At 69.0% G+C, this 18,553-nt stretch carries 7 protein-coding genes and 1 tRNA gene; all 8 read right to left on the minus strand.

All coding sequences use genetic code 11. The features are described 5' to 3' along the window. Position 1: 1 nt before the first annotated feature. The 8 genes from tcmP to queE all read right to left on the minus strand — a co-directional run bounded on the left by tcmP (position 2) and on the right by queE (position 18,532). Positions 2–832: a three-Cys-motif partner protein TcmP gene (tcmP, locus tag C9I47_RS13645; protein WP_111267237.1), complete on the minus strand. Its 831-nt coding sequence runs from the start codon at positions 830–832 to the stop codon at positions 2–4. Between the two features lie 634 nt (positions 833–1,466). Then, positions 1,467–1,886 (minus strand): type II toxin-antitoxin system VapC family toxin, encoded by a 420-nt coding sequence (locus tag C9I47_RS13650; RefSeq protein WP_223250143.1) that lies wholly within the window; start codon positions 1,884–1,886, stop codon positions 1,467–1,469. A gap of 10 nt (positions 1,887–1,896) precedes the next feature. Continuing rightward, the gene (locus C9I47_RS13655; RefSeq protein WP_111267238.1) at positions 1,897–2,145 is read right to left on the minus strand and encodes a type II toxin -antitoxin system TacA 1-like antitoxin; all 249 of its coding nucleotides are present in this window, start codon (positions 2,143–2,145) and stop codon (positions 1,897–1,899) included. A 243-nt stretch (positions 2,146–2,388) separates the two neighbouring features. Beyond that, positions 2,389–2,464: transfer RNA gene (locus C9I47_RS13660), tRNA-Lys, on the minus strand. Positions 2,465–2,663: 199 nt separating this feature from the next. Then, complete coding sequence (locus tag C9I47_RS13665) at positions 2,664–6,428, minus strand: hypothetical protein (protein WP_223250144.1); 3,765 nt, start codon at positions 6,426–6,428, stop codon at positions 2,664–2,666. Between the two features lie 12 nt (positions 6,429–6,440). Next, positions 6,441–16,409, minus strand: coding sequence for a DUF7507 domain-containing protein (locus C9I47_RS13670; RefSeq protein WP_145985527.1), 9,969 nt, complete (start codon positions 16,407–16,409; stop codon positions 6,441–6,443). A 634-nt stretch (positions 16,410–17,043) separates the two neighbouring features. Beyond that, positions 17,044–17,757: a 7-cyano-7-deazaguanine synthase QueC gene (queC, locus tag C9I47_RS13675; protein WP_111267240.1), complete on the minus strand. Its 714-nt coding sequence runs from the start codon at positions 17,755–17,757 to the stop codon at positions 17,044–17,046. A gap of 97 nt (positions 17,758–17,854) precedes the next feature. Next, the gene (gene queE / locus C9I47_RS13680; RefSeq protein WP_111267241.1) at positions 17,855–18,532 is read right to left on the minus strand and encodes a 7-carboxy-7-deazaguanine synthase QueE; all 678 of its coding nucleotides are present in this window, start codon (positions 18,530–18,532) and stop codon (positions 17,855–17,857) included. Positions 18,533–18,553 lie beyond the last annotated feature (21 nt).

The following is an 18,553-nucleotide window of genomic DNA, read 5'->3' on the forward strand; positions in this document are numbered from 1 at the left end:
CTCAGAAGGTGAACCTGGATTGCGGGCTGGCTCCCCGAATCTCTCCCCAGAACCGATCCGCCAACGCATGGCGGGAAGCCAGGGCGAGCCAGTAGAGCGGCTGATTTCGGGCACCTGTGACGCGGACAATGTTATCACTGACGTGGTAGCCGAGCTTACCCACGATCGTCATCCAGTAGTCGAGAACCTGACGTTTGACGGAGACGCTGTTCTGGTTGAGGTCGACGACATCTCGCCAGCCGGGCGCAAAGGTGTCGAGCCCCGTGAAGTCGCCTTTCCCCAGGACATTGCGCTGCAGGTCCATCTCGCTGATGTGGACGATCAGGTCCATGCGCTTCACGCCTGAAAGGATCTGGACGACTTCGAACGGGAGCGCCTTCAGGCTGTAGGGGTCGAGCAGCGCCAAGTGGAGCCCGTAAGGATTAAGGCGCTTCACCACCTGGCGCGCTGTGGCCTCCGCGAGGCCGACGTAGGGCACCACCTGGCCGAGGTCGGCCGCGGCCAAGCGGCTCTCGCAAGCCTGCACGTTCGCCGCATCCATGTCCCCGATGTGGATCTCACGAAACGGCACCGATTCTGCTGCGGCCCGGGCAGCGACGAGAGGGCTGCCGTCGACAACCTCCCGGGTGTCCCGGGTGATCGACCGACCGGTCGCACAGTAGAGATCGACGTAGCTCGGGGCGTTGCCCGCGAACTTCTTCCTGGTCGCCTTGGTGATATCGACGTACTGCTCCAGGCGGCGGTGCTTCTCGCTGTGCCATTCCCCAACGACATCCCTGCGAAGCCCGTCATCCGGATCGGTGTCGTGCCGCTCCCCGCGACTGAGTGCCATCCCTTGACTCCATTTCTCGCCCTCGCGACGGTATAGCTGACACCAAGCGCGACCGCAACATAATGTGACGCAAGGCGCATTCCATCGTCACGCCTTGCCGCGGGTAGGCGAGGCAGGATATCCGCCGGCTCGTCACTCCACGCTCGATAGAAAAGGCTTCTGTTCCATGTGCTACTCAGCCCAGGTCCACGCCGAATACACGAAGTTCCGGAAGCTATCCTGCTCGAGCGAGGCCGCGCGCCCCCAAGACCTCGCAGTTCCGCCAGGATGCTGACTCGGTAGCGGTCGCCATTGCGGACGACCGAGCCCCCCCCCGGCAGTTGAAGCGTAGGTAGGCGGCATCTTTCGACTCGATCCAGTGGTAGGCGCCGGGCAGCCCGCGGTTAGCCTACGCCTGTCCGGACTTGGCACGCCCTCCGTTATCGACTCCAAAGGAGGCGTCCCGTGAAAGCTCAAATCCCAATGCAATGTAAGCATCTAATGAAGATGGAGGGTCGTGTTGGATTCGAACCAACGATGAACCGATAGCGACGCGTTGGGCCGAGAGACAATCAGGCGTCAACCCGAACGGTCGCGCTCCGCCTGAACGCCATCAACCTGCAATCAAACCAAGCAGCCCCCATTTGCAATTGACTCATGGGCAGATCAATTCCAGCGTCGGATAGTAGGTGCGATACCGTTTCGCGTCCCGCGTCAGCAGCGCCATGCCCTCGATGGCGGCATGGGCGCCAATGTAGAAGTCCGGCAGCGGCGAGGTGCGGGCGCCCTTGGCGCGACGGTATTGCAGGAAGGCCTTGCCAGCGAGGAAGCCGGCCTCCCACGGCAGCTCCAGCCGACTGAAGGTATCCGGCGGCAGCGCGTCGTCCAGGTCCTCGATGCGCTCGAAGCCGACCGAGACCTCGGCGTACACGATGGTGTTGATGCACAGCTCGGCCTCGGTCGCGCAGGCATCGAGCCGGGCGGCCGACCACTCGTACCACTGCGGGTCGTCGGTCAGCACGTCCAGCAGCACGTTGGCGTCCACCAGGACGCGCTTGATCGCGGCCGGGCTCACGGCGCGTGCCTCATGCGCCGCGGGTGAGCCGCATGATCTCGTCGGTACTCATGCGTGCCGTGGCGCGGCCACGCAGGCGCGCGGCCAGACTGCCCCGCCGCGCCTTGGGCGGTCGGGCGATGGTGGTTTCCGCCTCATGCAGGGCCGCTTCGCGCACGAAGGCGGCCACCGCCATGCCCTTCAGCTCGGCGGCACGGCGCAGGCGGTTCTTGTCCTCGACGCTCAGGCGCAGGTCGAGGCGGTCGGCGGTTGCGGTCATGTCGGGCCTCCTTGTACGGCATCTTACCGTACACGTATCCGGGCCACCAGATCGTCTGGAACGCCGGCACAGCAACGCCGCCCGATGGCCGCGGGGCCTGACCGCCCCAAACTGAGGCACAGATCATCGGTCTGGTCGGGTACTGCGCTTTGCGCGCTCCACGGCCGGGCGCCCGCCCTACAAGCGCGACTGCGGAAAGCAGCGTTCCCGGCAACCCCGTCGGCGTTCAAGCCGTCGATGCAATGGTGGGTCGTGTTGGATTCGAACCAACGACCAGCGGATTAAAAGTCCGATGCTCTACCGACTGAGCTAACGACCCGGGCTTGGCGGCGATGGCGGGGGCCTTCGCGCCGGAGACGGGCGGCGTCGCGGCCCGCTCCCTCTCGGAGGGGCGACATTCTAGCGCAACCGGCGCGCCCGGCGCAGCCTCCGGATGAACCGGAAGCCCGGCCCGCCGGCGGCGGACCGGCTCCGCGGCCGGCGGTCGTGGCGACGCCGCCGGCTGCGGACGCGCGGACTCAGTAGCGGCCGACCATGTTCAGGAACCAGCCGCGGTGGTCGTAGTCGAAATCGGTCAGGTCGTCGCTGAACTCGGTGAAGTTGTAACCGACGCCGACCCGGAAGTTGCGGCCGATGTCGCGGTCGACGCCGAGCAGCAGGCCCTGCCGGTCGCCGCCGTCCTTGACCCCCAGCCAACGGTATTCCAGCAGGCTGTGCCAGTTGTCGGCGAAGCCGTAGCGGACCTGGGCGGCGGCGAAGGTCGCGGCCGAGTCGGCCCAGTCGCCGCTCAGCCGGCCCAGGCGGACCTCGCCTTCGCGACGCATCAGCTTGCCGGCGAACTCCCAGCGGGTGTCGGGGTGGTAGACGCCCTCGACCGACAGGATCTGGTTGCGCTGGTCGTAGTCGGCCAGGTTGTCGCCGACCTGGCCGAGCGAGGAGACGTCGTACAGATAGGTGTACTTGCCGAACAGCGCGTAGCGGGTGCTGTTCCACGGACGCCAGGCGAAACCGGCATTGGCCTCGACGAACTTGGCACCGGCCAGCGGATCGATCTCGTCGTCGGTCTCCGAGTAGTTCAGCCGCAACGCGATGCGGAAGCTTTCATTGAGCTTGTGCTGCAGGCGGTTGGTGGTGACCCACTGCTCGCGTCGTTCCGCACCGGTGTCCTCGCGCCATTCCAGCTTGCTCTGCCACTGGGTATCGGCCGAAGTGCGGCCGCCGCTGACGCTGATCGCGCGGCGGTCGGTCACGCCGACGGCGTTCTCCAGCTCGGCGCTCTGCAGGGTGAAGCCGAGGTTCCAGCCCACGCCCGGATAGAAGTCCATGCCGAAGGTATGCGCCAGGCCGTCGCCCTGCGGGTCCTTGAGGAACTGGCTCTCGTTGAAGATGCCGACCTGGCTGGACAGGCGCCAGCGCTGGCCGAGGGTCCAGCCGGTGCTGAGGCGGTCGTTGAACAGCGGGTCGTAGCTGCTGCGATCGGTCGAGTAGGTGTAGGCGCCGTACAGGGTGTGGTCGCGGGTCAGCCGGTACTCGGCGTTGACCTGGGCCGCATCGCCGCGGTCGCCGGTGGTGATCTCGGCACCGACCGAGGACAGCTCGCCGAACAGGTACTTGCCGCCGACGGTGAAGGCGTCGTTGTCAGCGTAGCGGCCGCTGTCGTCGTCGACGGTCAGCTGGGCAGTGGCGAACAGGTCCAGGGTGTTGCCGAAGCGTTGCTTGTACTGCAGCGCGGCCAGGGTGCCGGAGGCGTCGCCGCTGTTGCGCTCCTCGTCGACGCGGCGCAGCTCCGCGGCCAGGGTGGCGACCTCGTTGATCCGCCATTCGGCGGTCAGCTGGCTCTGGGTCAGCGATTCGCTGTCGCGCTCGGCGACGCTGTGGCGGGCATAGAGGTTGAACGACGGCGAGAACTGGCCGAGCACCTCGGCGCCGTGCTCCTCGATCGCCGCACCGGTGTCGAAGCGGGTCACCGAGAATCCGGCGTCGACGTCGCGCCACCAGGCCCCGGCCGACCAGTCCAGCTCGGTCCAGCCCAGTTCCTTGAAGTTGACCCGCGCTTCCACCGCGCTGGCGTCGCCCTCGCGCGCGCCCAGTCCGGAGTTGAGCTGGGTGAAGCTCAGGCCGCCGTCGCTGGAGTACCAGACCGGGGCGCTGGTCGCCTCGGTGCGGGTGTGCTCGAGCTTCAGGTAGGTGCCGCGCCCGGCCTGCAGGGTCAGGTCGGCGCCCTTGATCGCATAGTCCTCGCCGGCGCGGTTCTCGTCGATCCAGGTCGCGCCGACCGCGACGTGCTCGCCGAACCAGTGCTTGCCGCGGAAGCCGGCGGTGACCTCGTCGGCGCTGAAACCGCTGGGCAGGTATTCGTAGTCGACCAGCAGGATCTGCGAGAAGCCTTCCAGCGGGGTGTCGCGGGTCAGGCTGGGCACGTTCTCGCGGGTCACCTGCGACAGCGGCCGGGTCAGCAGCAACCGGCCCTGGAACTCGTCGATCTCGTAGTCGACGCCGCGCAGCAGCTCGACGCGCTTCTCGACCCGGCCGGTGGTGCCGTCGCGGACCTCGAGCACGACCTTGTCCGAACCCGGCAGCACATCGCCGTGACGCAGGTAGAACAGACTGCCGCCGGTGCCGAGGAACTCGCTGTGGCCGGGCACGGTCTGGGCCTCGGAACCGAACGCGCGCACCTGGGTGGTGGCCTCGCCCAGTTCGGTGTTGCGGGCGCTGCGCCAGTTCAGCGCCGCGCCGTACAGCGAACGCGAATACTGGCCGTACTCGGTACCGGTCACGCCGGTATTGAAGTTGCCCCACAGCGCCTGGTTCTTGTCCCAGTCGACCCGCACGTACAGCCGGCCCTGGGTGTCGACGTCGCGGTAGGTGGTCGAGTCGTCGCCGTACACCGGGTAGTAATCGTCCGGATCCAGGCGGCGGAAGATGTCCTGCGGGTCGGCATCCCAGAAGCCGCTGAACAGCTCGCTGATCTCGCGTTCCCGGGTGTCGGCCTGGGCGGTGATCAGGTACTTGCCCTTGATCTTGCCCTTCAGATAGAACGCCAGCCGCCCTTCGACCAGCAGGTCGTCGTCGTAGCGGTCGTCCTCGCCCAGCGGTTCGATCGAGCCGGACGCCTTGTTGCCGGACACGGTCAGATCGGCCAGCGCGACCGCGAACATGTAGCGGCCGCTGACGTCGATATCGAGGGTCTGCACCAGCGGTGCGCGCCCGTTCGCCGACAGCGCGACCTCGAAGCGATGCTGTCCGACCGGCACCAGGTATTCGGCGACCATCTTGCGCTCCAGGTCCACCGGGTGGCTCTGGCCGTTGATGGTGACGCTGTAGGCCTCGGGGATGCTGCGACCCTGGATGCGGATGCGCGAACCGTAGATCGGAATGTTCTGCCGGCGCAGGCTGTTCTCGCCGAACACCTCGTCGATCAGGCTCTGGGTCTGCGCCTGATCGTCGGTGAACGCGGTGCCGTACTGTTTCTCGACCGAATCGCGCAGCTGGCGCAGGCCGCGATCGACCTCCTCGGGCTTGACCAGCTGCAGGCGTCGCGGATAGGTCTCGTCGAAGCTGCCGTCGGCGCCGTGGACACGGACGATGTAGACCAGCTCGTCGCCGGCGCGGGCCTGGAAGCCCGCCGGCAGCGCACCGTCCCATTCGGTATCGGCGACCGCGGCCACCGGCATCGGCACCGTCGCCAGCGGCGACACCAGATCGGCGTCGCTGGCGCGGAACACCAGCACCTCGGCACGCTCGATGAAGGCCGAATAGTTGCTGTAGGCGTGGAAGCGCACCGGCCGGACGATGCGGCCGTCCTCGAACGCGACCAGCGACGAGGCGCTGACGTTGAACGAGGGCTGGCCGAGGTTCGGGTCCTCGGTCGCCCAGATCACGCCACCGCCGGGCAGTTGGATCGACCACTTGCCGACCGCGACCGCCTTGCCGGGCGCCGCGCCGGGGCCGTCGGCCTCGATGGTCACCCGCCGGTCCGGCGCCAGCGCCTGGCCGTCGCTTGCGCCGGCCGGAGTGGTCGGCTCGCGCTCGCCGCGGGTGCGGATGCGCATCACCACGCCGGCATCGGAGCGGCAGTCCCCGCCCTCGCAGGACACCGCCGACGGTGCATCGTCGGTGGCCGCGGGCGCCGCCGGGGCAAGCGCGGTCGGCGCTGCCGTGGGCGCGCGACCGGCGTCGTCGCCGGTGTTGACCAGGTCGGAGACGCCCTTCTGTGCCAGCGCCGGTGCGCAGGCGCCGGCCAGGATGCAGATCAGGGTGTAGTCGAGCAGTTTCATCTTCATGTCCGGCACCCCTTATTGGCCACGGAAGCCGACGGGGCGCGTCGGGTCGTCACTGATTTCCACCCGCAACCTCGCGCGTACCGGCGGGCTGAGTCGGGCGGCGATGGCATCGAACACCGCCTTGGCGCGGCGCAGGCCGAGCGCGTCGTTGTAGGCCTGCACGCCACGCCTGTCGGCGTGGCCGACGATCGCGATCGCGCCGCCTCCCATCGCCTCGATGTCGCCGGCGATGCGCTCCAGCAGCGGCGCGAACTCGTCGCGGACCCGTGCCGAGTCGGTGTCGAACAGCACGCTGCCCAGCACCGGCGACGGCGCCAGCGTCAGCAGCCGGCTGCCGGCGTCGTCGACATCGGTGCGCAGGCTGATGCTCAGGGCGGTCGCCTGCTCCGGGGTCAGCAGCGCCAGCAGCGCGTCCTGCACGGCACGGGCGCGGGCGTAGGCCAGGGCCTGGCTGTCGCCATCGGCGGCGATCACCACCTGTCCGCCCTGGCGCGCACGGACCTGGGCCGCCATCGCCTCCAGCACCGCCTGGTGGCCGTCGCGGATATCGGCACTGCCGGGCTCGAACAGCACCTCGCCCAGTTCCATCTCGACGGTCTCCTCGCCGCCGCCGACCCGCCCGGACGGCAGCTTGACGCCGAAGTCGAAGCGCACCGGCACGCCCGGCGTGATACGACGGACCTGCGGGTTGTCGGTGGTGAAGGCGGTGCCCGGCGGCAGCGTGGCCGGATCGATCTTCATGGTGAAGTTGCGACCGCGCTCCTGGCGTCCGCCGTCGATCCCGACCAGGTGGAAGCGGCCGTAGGGGTCGGTTTCCACCAGCAGGCCTTCGACGGTGGCGATGCGCACGCCGGGGATGCCGCGCTCCTCGATACCGGCGTTGCCGATCACGTAGTCGACCCGGTAGCCGCCCTCGACCCGGCTGACCCGGCGCTCGACCGTCGGCACCGCCGCGCTCTGTCCGCGCCCGGCCTCGCCGCCGTCGCTGACGAGACGGGTATTGCCGGCGGCGTCCATCTGCAGGACGACGCCCTGCGCCGAGCTCAGCTCGAAGTCGTCGCTGAAACGCAGGTCGCTGAGGGTCTGGCTGATCGTCACCGTGCGTGCGGACGCCGGATCGGCCTCCGACTGGCGGCCGTCGATCGCACCGACCTCGACACCGTGCAGCAGCGGTGCGCTGGCATCGGCCAGCGGCTGCGCGCCCTGCCCGCGATCGATCGTGGTCGAACCCGCGACATAGGCATCGGCGGCGAATCCGCCGCGCACCCGCACACCGGTCAGGGCGGCACTGTCCTGCCAGCCGTCGCCGTCGCGGTCGTCGAACACCGTGCCGAGGATCAGCGAGTCGTCCATCAACGGGTCGGACACGATCTGCACGTCGGCGGTGGCGACGTTGGACACCGTCTCGCCGCGGTCCTCCAGGTAGGCGCTGTTGGTGTGCACGCCCGGTCCGACGCCGGCGCCGACCCGCAGCAGGTAGCTGACGGTGGCCCGGTCGCCGACCGCGATGTCGATCTGGTCGACCCGGATCGGACGCGTGCCAACCAGTCGCCCGGCACCGTCGCGATCGGTCACCGTCAAGGTGCCTTCGACGAAGTTGAAGCCGGCCGGCGGCGTGTCGATCAGGACCGCGTCGATCACGTCGATGTCGCCGGTGTTCTCCAGCACCACGCTGTAGCGGACCAGGTCGCCCGGACGCACGTCGCGCGGGCTGGCGGTCTTGATCGCCCGCACCGTCACCGGATCGGCCTCGACCTCGACCACCGCCTGGCTGGTCGCCTCGACCGACACCGGGGTGGCGCCGCGCGTGGTCTGGGCGCTGGTCACCACGTTGTTGTCGATGGTGCGCTTGGCGGCGCCGGCCTCGGCCTGGGTGATGGTGTGCTCGTAGCTTTCGCAGGTGGCGGTCTCGCCCGGGGCCAGGGTGGCCGGTGCGCAGGTCAGGGCGACCGGGGCACCGCCTTCCAGGCTGTCCATCACGGTCAGGTTGGCCAGGGTCACGTTGCCGGTATTGGTCGCGGTCACCGCGTAGGCGATCACGTCGCCGGCATTGCCCACGCCCGGAGTGCCGTTGTCGACGATCAGGGCCGCGGTCTTCGTGGTCTCGATCGCCGGGTTCTGATCGATCGGCGTGGTCACCGGCGGCGTGGTCTGCGGCGGGGTCTCGTCCGACTCGCCGGTACCGGTGTTCACCACCTCGCCGGCATCGACGTCGGCCTGGGTCACCGTGTAGGTGCCCACCAGCACGCAGTCCGCACCGGGCGCCAGCGTCGCGCAGGTCTGGCTGTTCGGGGTGATCAGGTCGTCGCCCACCACCACGTTGTGCAGGGTCACGTTGCCGCTGTTGCTCGCGGTGACGGTGTACTCCAGCACGCTGCCCAGCACGACCGGGCTCGGGGCGTTGGTCAGCGCCTTGGTCAGGCTCAGGGCCGGATCCTGATCGATCGGCGTGGTCACCGGCGGGGTCGTCTGCGGCGGGGTCTCGTCGGACTCGCCGGTGCCGGTGTTGACCACCTCACCGGCATCGACGTCGGCCTGGGTCACCGTGTAGGTGCCCACCAGCACGCAGTCCGCGCCCGGCGCCAGCGTCGCGCAACTGATGCTGTTCGGGGTGATCAGGTCGTCGCCGACCACCACGTTGTGCAGGGTCACGTTGCCGCTGTTGCTCGCGGTGACGGTGTACTCCAGCACGCTGCCCAGCACGATCGGGCTCGGGGCGTTGGTCAGCGCCTTGGTCAGGGTCAGCTCGGGGTCCTGGTCGATCGGCGTGGTCACCGGCGGCGTCGTCTGCGGCGGGGTTTCGTCCGACTCGCCGGTGCCGGTGTTGACCACCTCGCCGGCATCGACGTCGGCCTGGGTCACCGTGTAGGTGCCCACCAGCACGCAGTCCGCACCCGGGGCCAGCGTCGCGCAGGTCTGGCTGTTCGGGGTGATCAGGTCGTCGCCGACCACCACGTTGTGCAGGGTCACGTTGCCGCTGTTGCTCGCGGTGACGGTGTACTCCAGCACGCTGCCCAGCACGATCGGGCTCGGGGCGTTGGTCAGCGCCTTGGTCAGGCTCAGCTCGGGGTCCTGGTCGATCGGCGTGGTCACCGGCGGCGTCGTCTGCGGCGGGGTTTCGTCCGACTCGCCGGTGCCGGTGTTGACCACCTCGCCGGCATCGACGTCGGCCTGGGTCACCGTGTAGGTGCCCACCAGCACGCAGTCCGCACCCGGGGCCAGCGTCGCGCAGGTCTGGCTGTTCGGGGTGATCAGGTCGTCGCCCACCACCACGTTGTGCAGGGTCACGTTGCCGCTGTTGCTGGCGGTGACGGTGTACTCCAGCACGCTGCCCAGCACGATCGGGCTCGGGGCGTTGGTCAGCGCCTTGGTCAGGGTCAGCTCGGGGTCCTGGTCGATCGGCGTGGTCACCGGCGGCGTCGTCTGCGGCGGGGTCTCGTCCGACTCGCCGGTGCCGGTGTTGACCACCTCGCCGGCATCGACGTCGGCCTGGGTCACCGTGTAGGTGCCCACCAGCACGCAGTCCGCACCGGGCGCCAGGGTGGCGCAGGTCTGGCTGTTCGGGATGATCAGGCTGTCGCCGACCACCACGTTGTGCAGGGTCACGTTGCCGCTGTTGCTCGCGGTGACGGTGTACTCCAGCACGCTGCCCAGCACGATCGGACTCGGCGCATTGGTCAGCGCCTTGGTCAGGCTCAGGGCCGGATCCTGGTCGATCGGCGTGGTCACCGGCGGCGTCGTCTGCGGCGGGGTCTCGTCGGACTCGCCGGTGCCGGTGTTCACCACCTCGCCGGCATCGACGTCGGCCTGGGTCACCGTGTAGGTGCCCACCAGCACGCAGTCCGCACCGGGCGCCAGGGTGGCGCAGGTCTGGCTGTTCGGGATGATCAGGCTGTCGCCGACCACCACGTTGTGTAGGGTCACGTTGCCGCTGTTGCTCGCGGTGACGGTGTACTCCAGCACGCTGCCCAGCACGATCGGACTCGGCGCATTGGTCAGCGCCTTGGTCAGGCTCAGGGCCGGATCCTGATCGATCGGCGTGGTCACCGGCGGCGTGGTCTGCGGCGGGGTCTCGTCCGAGGTGCCGGTACCGGTGTTGACCACCTCGCCGGCATCGACGTCGGCCTGGGTCACCGTGTAGGTGCCCACCAGCACGCAGTCCGCACCGGGCGCCAGGGTGGCGCAGGTCTGGCTGTTCGGGATGATCAGGCTGTCGCCGACCACCACGTTGTGCAGGGTCACGTTGCCGCTGTTGCTCGCGGTGACGGTGTACTCCAGCACGCTGCCCAGCACGATCGGGCTCGGGGCGTTGGTCAGCGCCTTGGTCAGGCTCAGCTCGGGGTCGGCCGCGATGTCCAGCGTGTGCGTATCGACGGCATCGGCGAGGCTGCCGGCGGCCGGCGTACCGCTCGCAGTCGCGGTATTGACCACTTGCCCCGCATCCACATCGCCCTGGGTCACCGTGTAGACATTGCCGGTCGCCGTGCAGGTCTCATTGGCGCCCGGCGCCAGGCTGACGATGGTGCACGACAGGCCCGGCAGCATCGGGTCGCTGACCGAGATGGCGTTGATGTCGACGCCGCCGGTATTGGTGAGGGTGAAGGTATAGGTGACGGTGTCGTCGGCTTCGGTCGGCGTGGAGGCGGTGTTCTTGTCCAGCGTCCAGGCCGGCGCCGCCGTGGCACTGTCGCCGTCGGTGCCGGTGTTGTTGCTACCGTCCGGATCGGTCTCGGCCGGGGTCGCGGTCGCGCTGTTGCCGAACGCGCCCTCGGCGTCGATCGTGCCCTGGACGGTGATCATTGCGCTGCCGCCGGAGGCGATCGACGCGATCGTGCACGGCAGCGCGGTGCAGGCGCCGCTGACCGAGGTCAGGGTGAGGTTGCTCGGGGTATCGGTCACCTGCACGCCGGTCGCTTCCGACGGACCGGCATTGCTGACCACGATGTCGAAGGCCACCGTCTGGCCGATCACGTACGGACCGACCGTGGTCAGGGTCTTGCTGACCGCGATGTCGGCGGTCGGCGTGGTGTCGTCGCCGTCGGTGCCGGTGTTGTTGCCGCCGTTGGGATCGGTCTCGGTCGGGGTCGCGGTCGCGCTGTTGTTGAACGCGCCCTCGGCGTCGATCGTGCCCTGGACCGTGATCGTTGCGCTGCCGCCGGAAGCGATCGACGCGATCGTGCACGGCAGCGCCGCACAAGCGCCGCTGACCGAGGTCAGGGTCAGATTGCTCGGCGTATCGGTCACCTGCACACCGGTCGCTTCCGACGGGCCGGCATTGCTGACCACGATGTCGAAGGCCACCGTCTGGCCGATCACATACGGACCGGCCGTGGTCAGGGTCTTGCTGACCGACACGTCGGCGGTCGGCGTGGTGTCGTCGCCGTCGGTGCCGGTGTTGTTGCCGCCATCGGGGTCGGTCTCGGTCGGGGTCGCGGTCGCGCTGTTGCCGAACGCGCCCTCGGCATCGATCGTGCCCTGGACGGTGATCGTCGTGCTGCCGCCGGAGGCGATCGACGCGATCGTGCACGGCAGGGCCGAACAGGCGCCGCTGACCGACGTCAGGGTCAGATTGCTCGGGGTATCGGTCACCTGCACGCCGGTCGCCTCGGACGGGCCGGCATTGCTGACCACGATGTCGAAGGCCACCGTCTGGCCGATCACGTACGGACCGACCGTGGTCAAGGTCTTGCTGACCGACACGTCCGCGGTCGGCGTGGTGTCGTCGCCGTCGGTGCCGGTGTTGTTGCTACCGTCCGGATCGGTCTCGGTCGGAGTCGCGGTCGCGCTGTTATTGAACGCGCCCTCGGCGTCGACCGTGCCCTGGACGGTGATCGTCGCGCTCGAACCCGAGGCGATCGACGCGATCGTGCACGGCAGGGCCGCACAAGCGCCGCTGACCGAGGTCAGGGTCAGATTGCTCGGGGTGTCGGTCACCTGCACGCCGGTCGCTTCCGACGGGCCGGCATTGCTGACCACGATGTCGAAGGCCACCGTCTGGCCGATCACATACGGACCGGCGGTGGTCAGGGTCTTGCTGACCGCGATGTCGGCGGTCGGCGTGGTGTCGTCGCCGTCGGTGCCGGTGTTGTTGCCGCCGTTGGGATCGCTCTCGGTCGGGGTCGCGGTCGCGCTGTTGCCGAACGCGCCCTCGGCGTCGATCGTGCCCTGGACCGTGATCGTCGCGCTCGAACCCGAGGCGATCGACGCGATCGTGCACGGCAGGGCCGCACAAGCGCCGCTGACCGAGGTCAGGGTCAGATTGTTCGGGGTGTCGGTCACCTGCACGCCGGTCGCTTCCGACGGGCCGGCATTGCTGACCACGATGTCGAAGGCCACCGTCTGGCCGATCACATACGGACCGGCGGTGGTCAGGGTCTTGCTGACCGCGATGTCGGCGGTCGGCGTGGTGTCGTCGCCGTCGGTGCCGGTGTTGTTGCCGCCGTTGGGATCGCTCTCGGTCGGGGTCGCGGTCGCGCTGTTGCCGAACGCGCCCTCGGCGTCGATCGTGCCCTGGACGGTGATCGTTGCGCTGCCGCCGGAGGCGATCGACGCGATCGTGCACGGCAGCGCGGTGCAGGCGCCGCTGACCGAGGTCAGGGTGAGGTTCGACGGGGTATCGGTCACCTGCACGCCGGTCGCTTCCGACGGGCCGGCATTGCTGACCACGATGTCGAAGGCCACCGTCTGGCCGATCACGTACGGACCGGCGGTGGTCAGGGTCTTGCTGACCGACACGTCGGCGGTCGGCGTGGTGTCGTCGCCGTCGGTGCCGGTGTTGTTGCCGCCGTCCGGATCGGTCTCGGTCGGGGTCGCGGTCGCGCTGTTGTTGAACGCGCCCTCGGCGTCGATCGTGCCCTGGACGGTGATCGTTGCGGTGCCGCCGGAGGCGATCGACGCGATCGTGCACGGCAGGGCCGCACAAGCGCCGCTGACCGAGGTCAGGGTCAGATTGCTCGGGGTATCGGTCACCTGCACGCCGGTCGCTTCCGACGGGCCGGCATTGCTGACCACGATGTCGAAGGCCACCGTCTGGCCGATCACGTACGGACCGGCGGTGGTCAGGGTCTTGCTGACCGCGATGTCGGCGGTCGGCGTGGTGTCGTCGCCGTCGGTGCCGGTGTTGTTGCTACCGTCCGGATCGGTCTCGGTCGGCGTCGCGGTCGCGCTGTTGTTGAACGCGCCCTCGGCGTCGATCGTGCCCTGGACCGTGATCGTCGCGCTCGAACCCGAGGCGATCGACGCGATCGTGCACGGCAGCGCGGTGCAGGCGCCGCTGACCGAGGTCAGGGTGAGGTTCGACGGGGTATCGGTCACCTGCACGCCGGTCGCTTCCGACGGGCCGGCATTGCTGACCACGATGTCGAAGGCCACCGCCTGGCCGATCACATACGGACCGGCGGTGGTCAGGGTCTTGCTGACCGCGATGTCGGCGGTGGCCTGCACCGGCGTGGTCGAGGTCGCGCTGTTGTTGCCCGGGGTTGGGTCGGTCGCCGTGGTCGACACGGTCGCGGTATTGGCGAGCGATCCGGTCGCGCCCGCGGCCAGCGTGCCGCTGATCGTGTAGCTGCGCGACTGCCCGCTGGGCACGGTGCCGAAATCGCAGTCGACATTCTGGCCGGCCACGCTGCAGGCGCCGCCGTCGGCACCGCCGACCGACAGCCCGGTGACCGTCGCCGGCACCGCGTCGGCGGTGGTCATCGGCGCATCGGACGGACCGTTGTTGGTCGCGGTCAGGGTCCAGGTCAGCGTCTGCCCCGGAACCGCCGGGTTCGGGCTGGCCAGCGACTTGCTGATCGCGACATCGGCACTGGGGGCGGCGGTATCGGTGTCCGAAGCGCTGTTGTTGGCCGCATTCGGATCCGGCGTCGTCGAAGTGGCGGTGGCGGTGTTGGTGATCGAACCGCTGGTATCGGAATCGATCTGCACGGTCAGCGCGTAGCTGACGCTGGCGCCGGCGGCCAGCACCGGCAGCGTGTGGTTGAGATTGCCGCTGCCGCTCGCCACCGGGCAGGCGGCGCCGGTGCAGGTCCAGCCGGTCAGCGTGGTGCCCGCCGGTGCGGTGTCCTGCACCTGCACGTTGCTCGCGGCCGACGGCCCGGCATTGGCGACGACCACGGTGTAGACCGTGCTGGCGCCCGGCACATAGGTGCTGGCGCCATTGCTCTTGGTCACCGACACATCGGCCGAGGTGTCCAGGGTCGAAGTGACCTGGGCGCACTGCGGGTTGCCCGCGGCCGGGCAGGTCGGCAACGGATCGGGATCGCCGCCGCCGGCGACCGCGACCACGTTGGTGACGTCGCCGGTGGCCGAGGCGTCGATGGCGACGTTGACGCGGATGCTCGCATTCGCGCCCGCGGCGATCGGCGCCGCCGGGGTGAAGCTGCAGTTCAAGGTGCCGGTCGCCGGCAGGCCGCCGCAGCTGACGCTGCCGTCCGGGCTGGACACCGCGACCGCGCTGAAGCCGGCCGGCAGGGTGTCGCTGATGTCGATCGCGGCCGTGGTCGGGCCGGTGCCGGTGTTGGCCAGGCCGATCAGGTAATGGCCGTCGGCCGCGGCTCCGGTCTGCCCGGCCAGCAGGGTGCCGCCGACCGACTTGCTGGCGGTCAGCTGCGGCTGCACCACGGTCAGCACCTCGTTGCCGACCAGGTTGACCAGGTTGTTGGTGCCGCTGATGTTGCTGCTGCTGTTGGTGTGCTGGCCGACCACGCTGGAGGTCACGTCGACCGAGATCCGGCAGCTGATCTGGCTCCCCGACGGGGCGCCGACGATGCTGGCGCCGCTGACCTGGATGCTGCCGGCGCCGACTGCCGCGGACACGCTCATGCCCGGCGGGACCACCGTGGTCAACGCCGCTCCGCTGGGGCAACTGGTGCGGACGTTCGGCGTCGGCGCCACCACCACACCGGCCGGCAGGGTGTCGGTCAGGTTGATGCTGGCGACCGAGTTGAAGGTGCGATTGGTCAGGGTGAAGCTCAGCGTCGACACCTCGCCGGCATTGATCGTCGCCGGCGCGAATGCCTTGGTCAGGTCGACCGCGCCCATCGCGAAGGTGACCCGGTACTCGACGGTATGGCTGCTGGCGCCGGCAGGCACGTTCCACTGCGCGGCGATGCCGTTGTCGGTGCTGGAATTGGTGTCGATGGCGTTGTTCAGATCGCCGGTGCCGGTGGTGCAACCGCCGGTGCCGGTGGTGCCGTTGCAGATCAGCCGCCCGGGATACAGGTAGGTGCCGGAGAAATAGCGGTCCCAGATCGGCGTGCCCGACGAGGGCTCGTGCCACAGCGCCTCGATCTGTGCGTCTTTCTGCACCCCGACCACGTCCGGGGTGCCGCTGAGGTTCCATGGCGAGGTCCGGGTGAAGCCCGGCCCCTGGTCGCCGCCATCCAGATAGGTGTCGATGTTCTGGTAGAACTTGATCGCCGCACCGCTGGTCGGCATTCCGCTCAAGGTCACCCGGCGGGTGAACCAGGATTGCGGATAGACATAGCGGTCGACGATGGTCACCGTGATCCCGTCGTCGACTCTGATGCTCGGCCGCAACACCGTGGTCACCTGCCACGGCGACAGCGCGGTGCCGCTGCCACTGACCGCGCTCTGGCTGATCTGGTCGAGCTCCGCGTAACCGCCCACGTTCGAGTTGGTATTCGAGTTGTGGTAGATCCGGTTCGTGTTGTCGTGGCCGCGGTCCACACGCAGGTAGACGCTGTTGAACAGGGCGCCGGCCGTCGGGCGCCCACCGGGCGAGTAGACCTGTCCCTTGTTGCCCAGGACCACCTGGAACTGGCTGTTGCTGCCCCACCACAGATGCAGGCCATCGGAACCGTCGGCCTGGGTGCCGCCGGCGGCGTTGATCTCGCGCTGCGAGTTGGCACCGGACGCCAGCACCGCGCCCGATGCCAGCATCAGCCCGAGGAAGGCGGCAGGCAGGGCGGCGCGCAACCAGCGCGTACCGGCGGCACGAAGACGGAGCTTTCTACGCATCATGGACTCTCCGGCCGCGGCGGCCGTTGCGGATCTGGATTCGGTTCGGGGACACGGCCGCACTCCGCCGGGCCGTCGCGCGGACGGGGCGGTACGGGCCGTGGCGGCGAAGGTCGCCATCGGGTGGGGGATGCCGGCGTCCGCCGATGGGCGACGCGGGGGCTCGGAGACGGGTCGGAAATCGGCTACGGACTGCGGAATCCGACCGTCCCCACGGCCGACCCCATCCACGCGCGCACTCCCCCGACCGAGGACATCCCGGTAGCTCCGCATTCCCTGGTTCCCTGTAGATAGATGAAGGCCCCACCTGCCCCAGAGCAGGCGCGGCCACAACAACTACCCACCGGGCAGCAAAAAGCGTGCCACATGTCACATTTAACTGATAACTGCATCACATTTAATGTGCGAGACAGATCTCATGTTGCCGGGATGTACACGCGAGAACTGTCAAAACTTTGTGAAAAAGTTTTGATTTACGTCACATTTTGACGTTTTGCGTCATGATAGGTGAGGGTTTCGTCGAAGCGACGTGGGCCGCGCCGCCCACGGCGGCCACGTGGATCCGGCCCGTCCCGACCGGCCCACGCATCGCGCCCGCATTGCACGGGCGCGCTTGCCCCCGCTGACGCGGGCCTCAGTCCCGGTAGCGGGTGGTATCGGCGGCGCCGGCCGCGGCGAAGCCCTCGGCGCGCAAGCGGCAGGCATCGCAATGGCCGCAGGCGCGGCCCTCGGCATCGGCCTGGTAGCAGGACACCGTCTGCGAGAAGTCCACCCCCAGGCGCAGCCCTTCGCGGACGATGTCGGCCTTGCTCAGATGCTGCAGCGGCGCGTGCACGCGGATGCCGGCGCCCTCGACCCCGGCCCGGGTCGCCAGGTTGGCCAGGGCCTGGAAGGCTTCGATGAACTCCGGCCGGCAGTCCGGGTAGCCGGAGTAATCGACGGCATTGACGCCGCAGAAGATATCCGCCGCTCCGAGCACCTCGGCCCAGCCCAGCGCCATCGACAGCATGATCGTATTGCGCGCCGGCACGTAGGTGACCGGAATCAGGTCCCGGTACGCCGGGTCGGCCTGGGCGGCCTCGCCGACCGGGTGGCCGTCGGCGTCTGTCGGCACCTCGATGTCGTCGGTCAGCGCCGAGCCGCCGATGCTGCGCAGGTCGACGTCGACGGTCTTGTGCGCGACCGCGCCGAGGCTTCGCGCGACCCGGTCGGCGGCGTCGAGCTCGGAGGTGTGGCGCTGGCCGTAGCGCACGCTGAGCGCATGCACGGCATAGCCCTGCTCGCGGGCGATGGCGATGACGACGGCGGAATCCATCCCGCCCGATACCAGGACAACGGCTTTTTTCATTGGAGAAGAGTGAGGCAAAGGGGAATACGGAGTAAAGGCCGTCCGCGCCCGTCTGGACGTTGCGGCCACCGCACGACGGCGCCGCGACCGCGCGCGGCTAGCGGCCCGGCTCGTCGTTCCAGAGCAGCTTGTGCAGTTGCAGCTGGAAGCGCACCGGCAGACGGTCGGCGACGATCCAGTCGGCCAGCGCACTGGCATCGACCTGGCTGAAGCTCGGCGAGAACAGCACGTCGCAACGGGCACTCAGGTCGTGCTCGGCGACGATGCCGCGCGCCCAGTCGTAGTCCTCGCGCGAGCAGATCACGAACTTGACCTGGTCGTGGGCGGTCAGCAGGGCTAGGTTCGACCACAGGTTGCGCCCGACCTCGGCCGAACCGGGGGTCTTGATGTCGAGCACCCGCGACACGCGCGGGTCGACCGCGCCGATGTCCAGCGCGCCGGAGGTCTCCAGCGACACTTCGTAACCGGCGTCGCACAGCCGCTCCAGCAGACCGATGCAGCGCTTCTGCGCCAGCGGCTCGCCGCCGGTCACGCAGACGTGGCGGGCGCCGTGGCCGGCGACCTCGTCGAGGATCGCGTCGATCGTCCGCCATTCGCCGCCATGGAAGGCGTAGGCGGTGTCACAGTACTGGCAGCGCAGCGGGCAGCCGGTCAGGCGCACGAACACGGTCGGCCAGCCGATGCTGCGCGACTCGCCCTGCAGGGACAGGAATATTTCGGTGATGCGCAGCCGGTCCGGCGACGCGGCGGCCGCATCGGCGGTCACGGTACTCATCGGGAAATTCTAGCGGACACC

Source organism: Marilutibacter maris (assembly GCF_003233695.1).
GTDB classification, from domain to species: Bacteria; Pseudomonadota; Gammaproteobacteria; order Xanthomonadales; family Xanthomonadaceae; genus Marilutibacter; species Marilutibacter maris.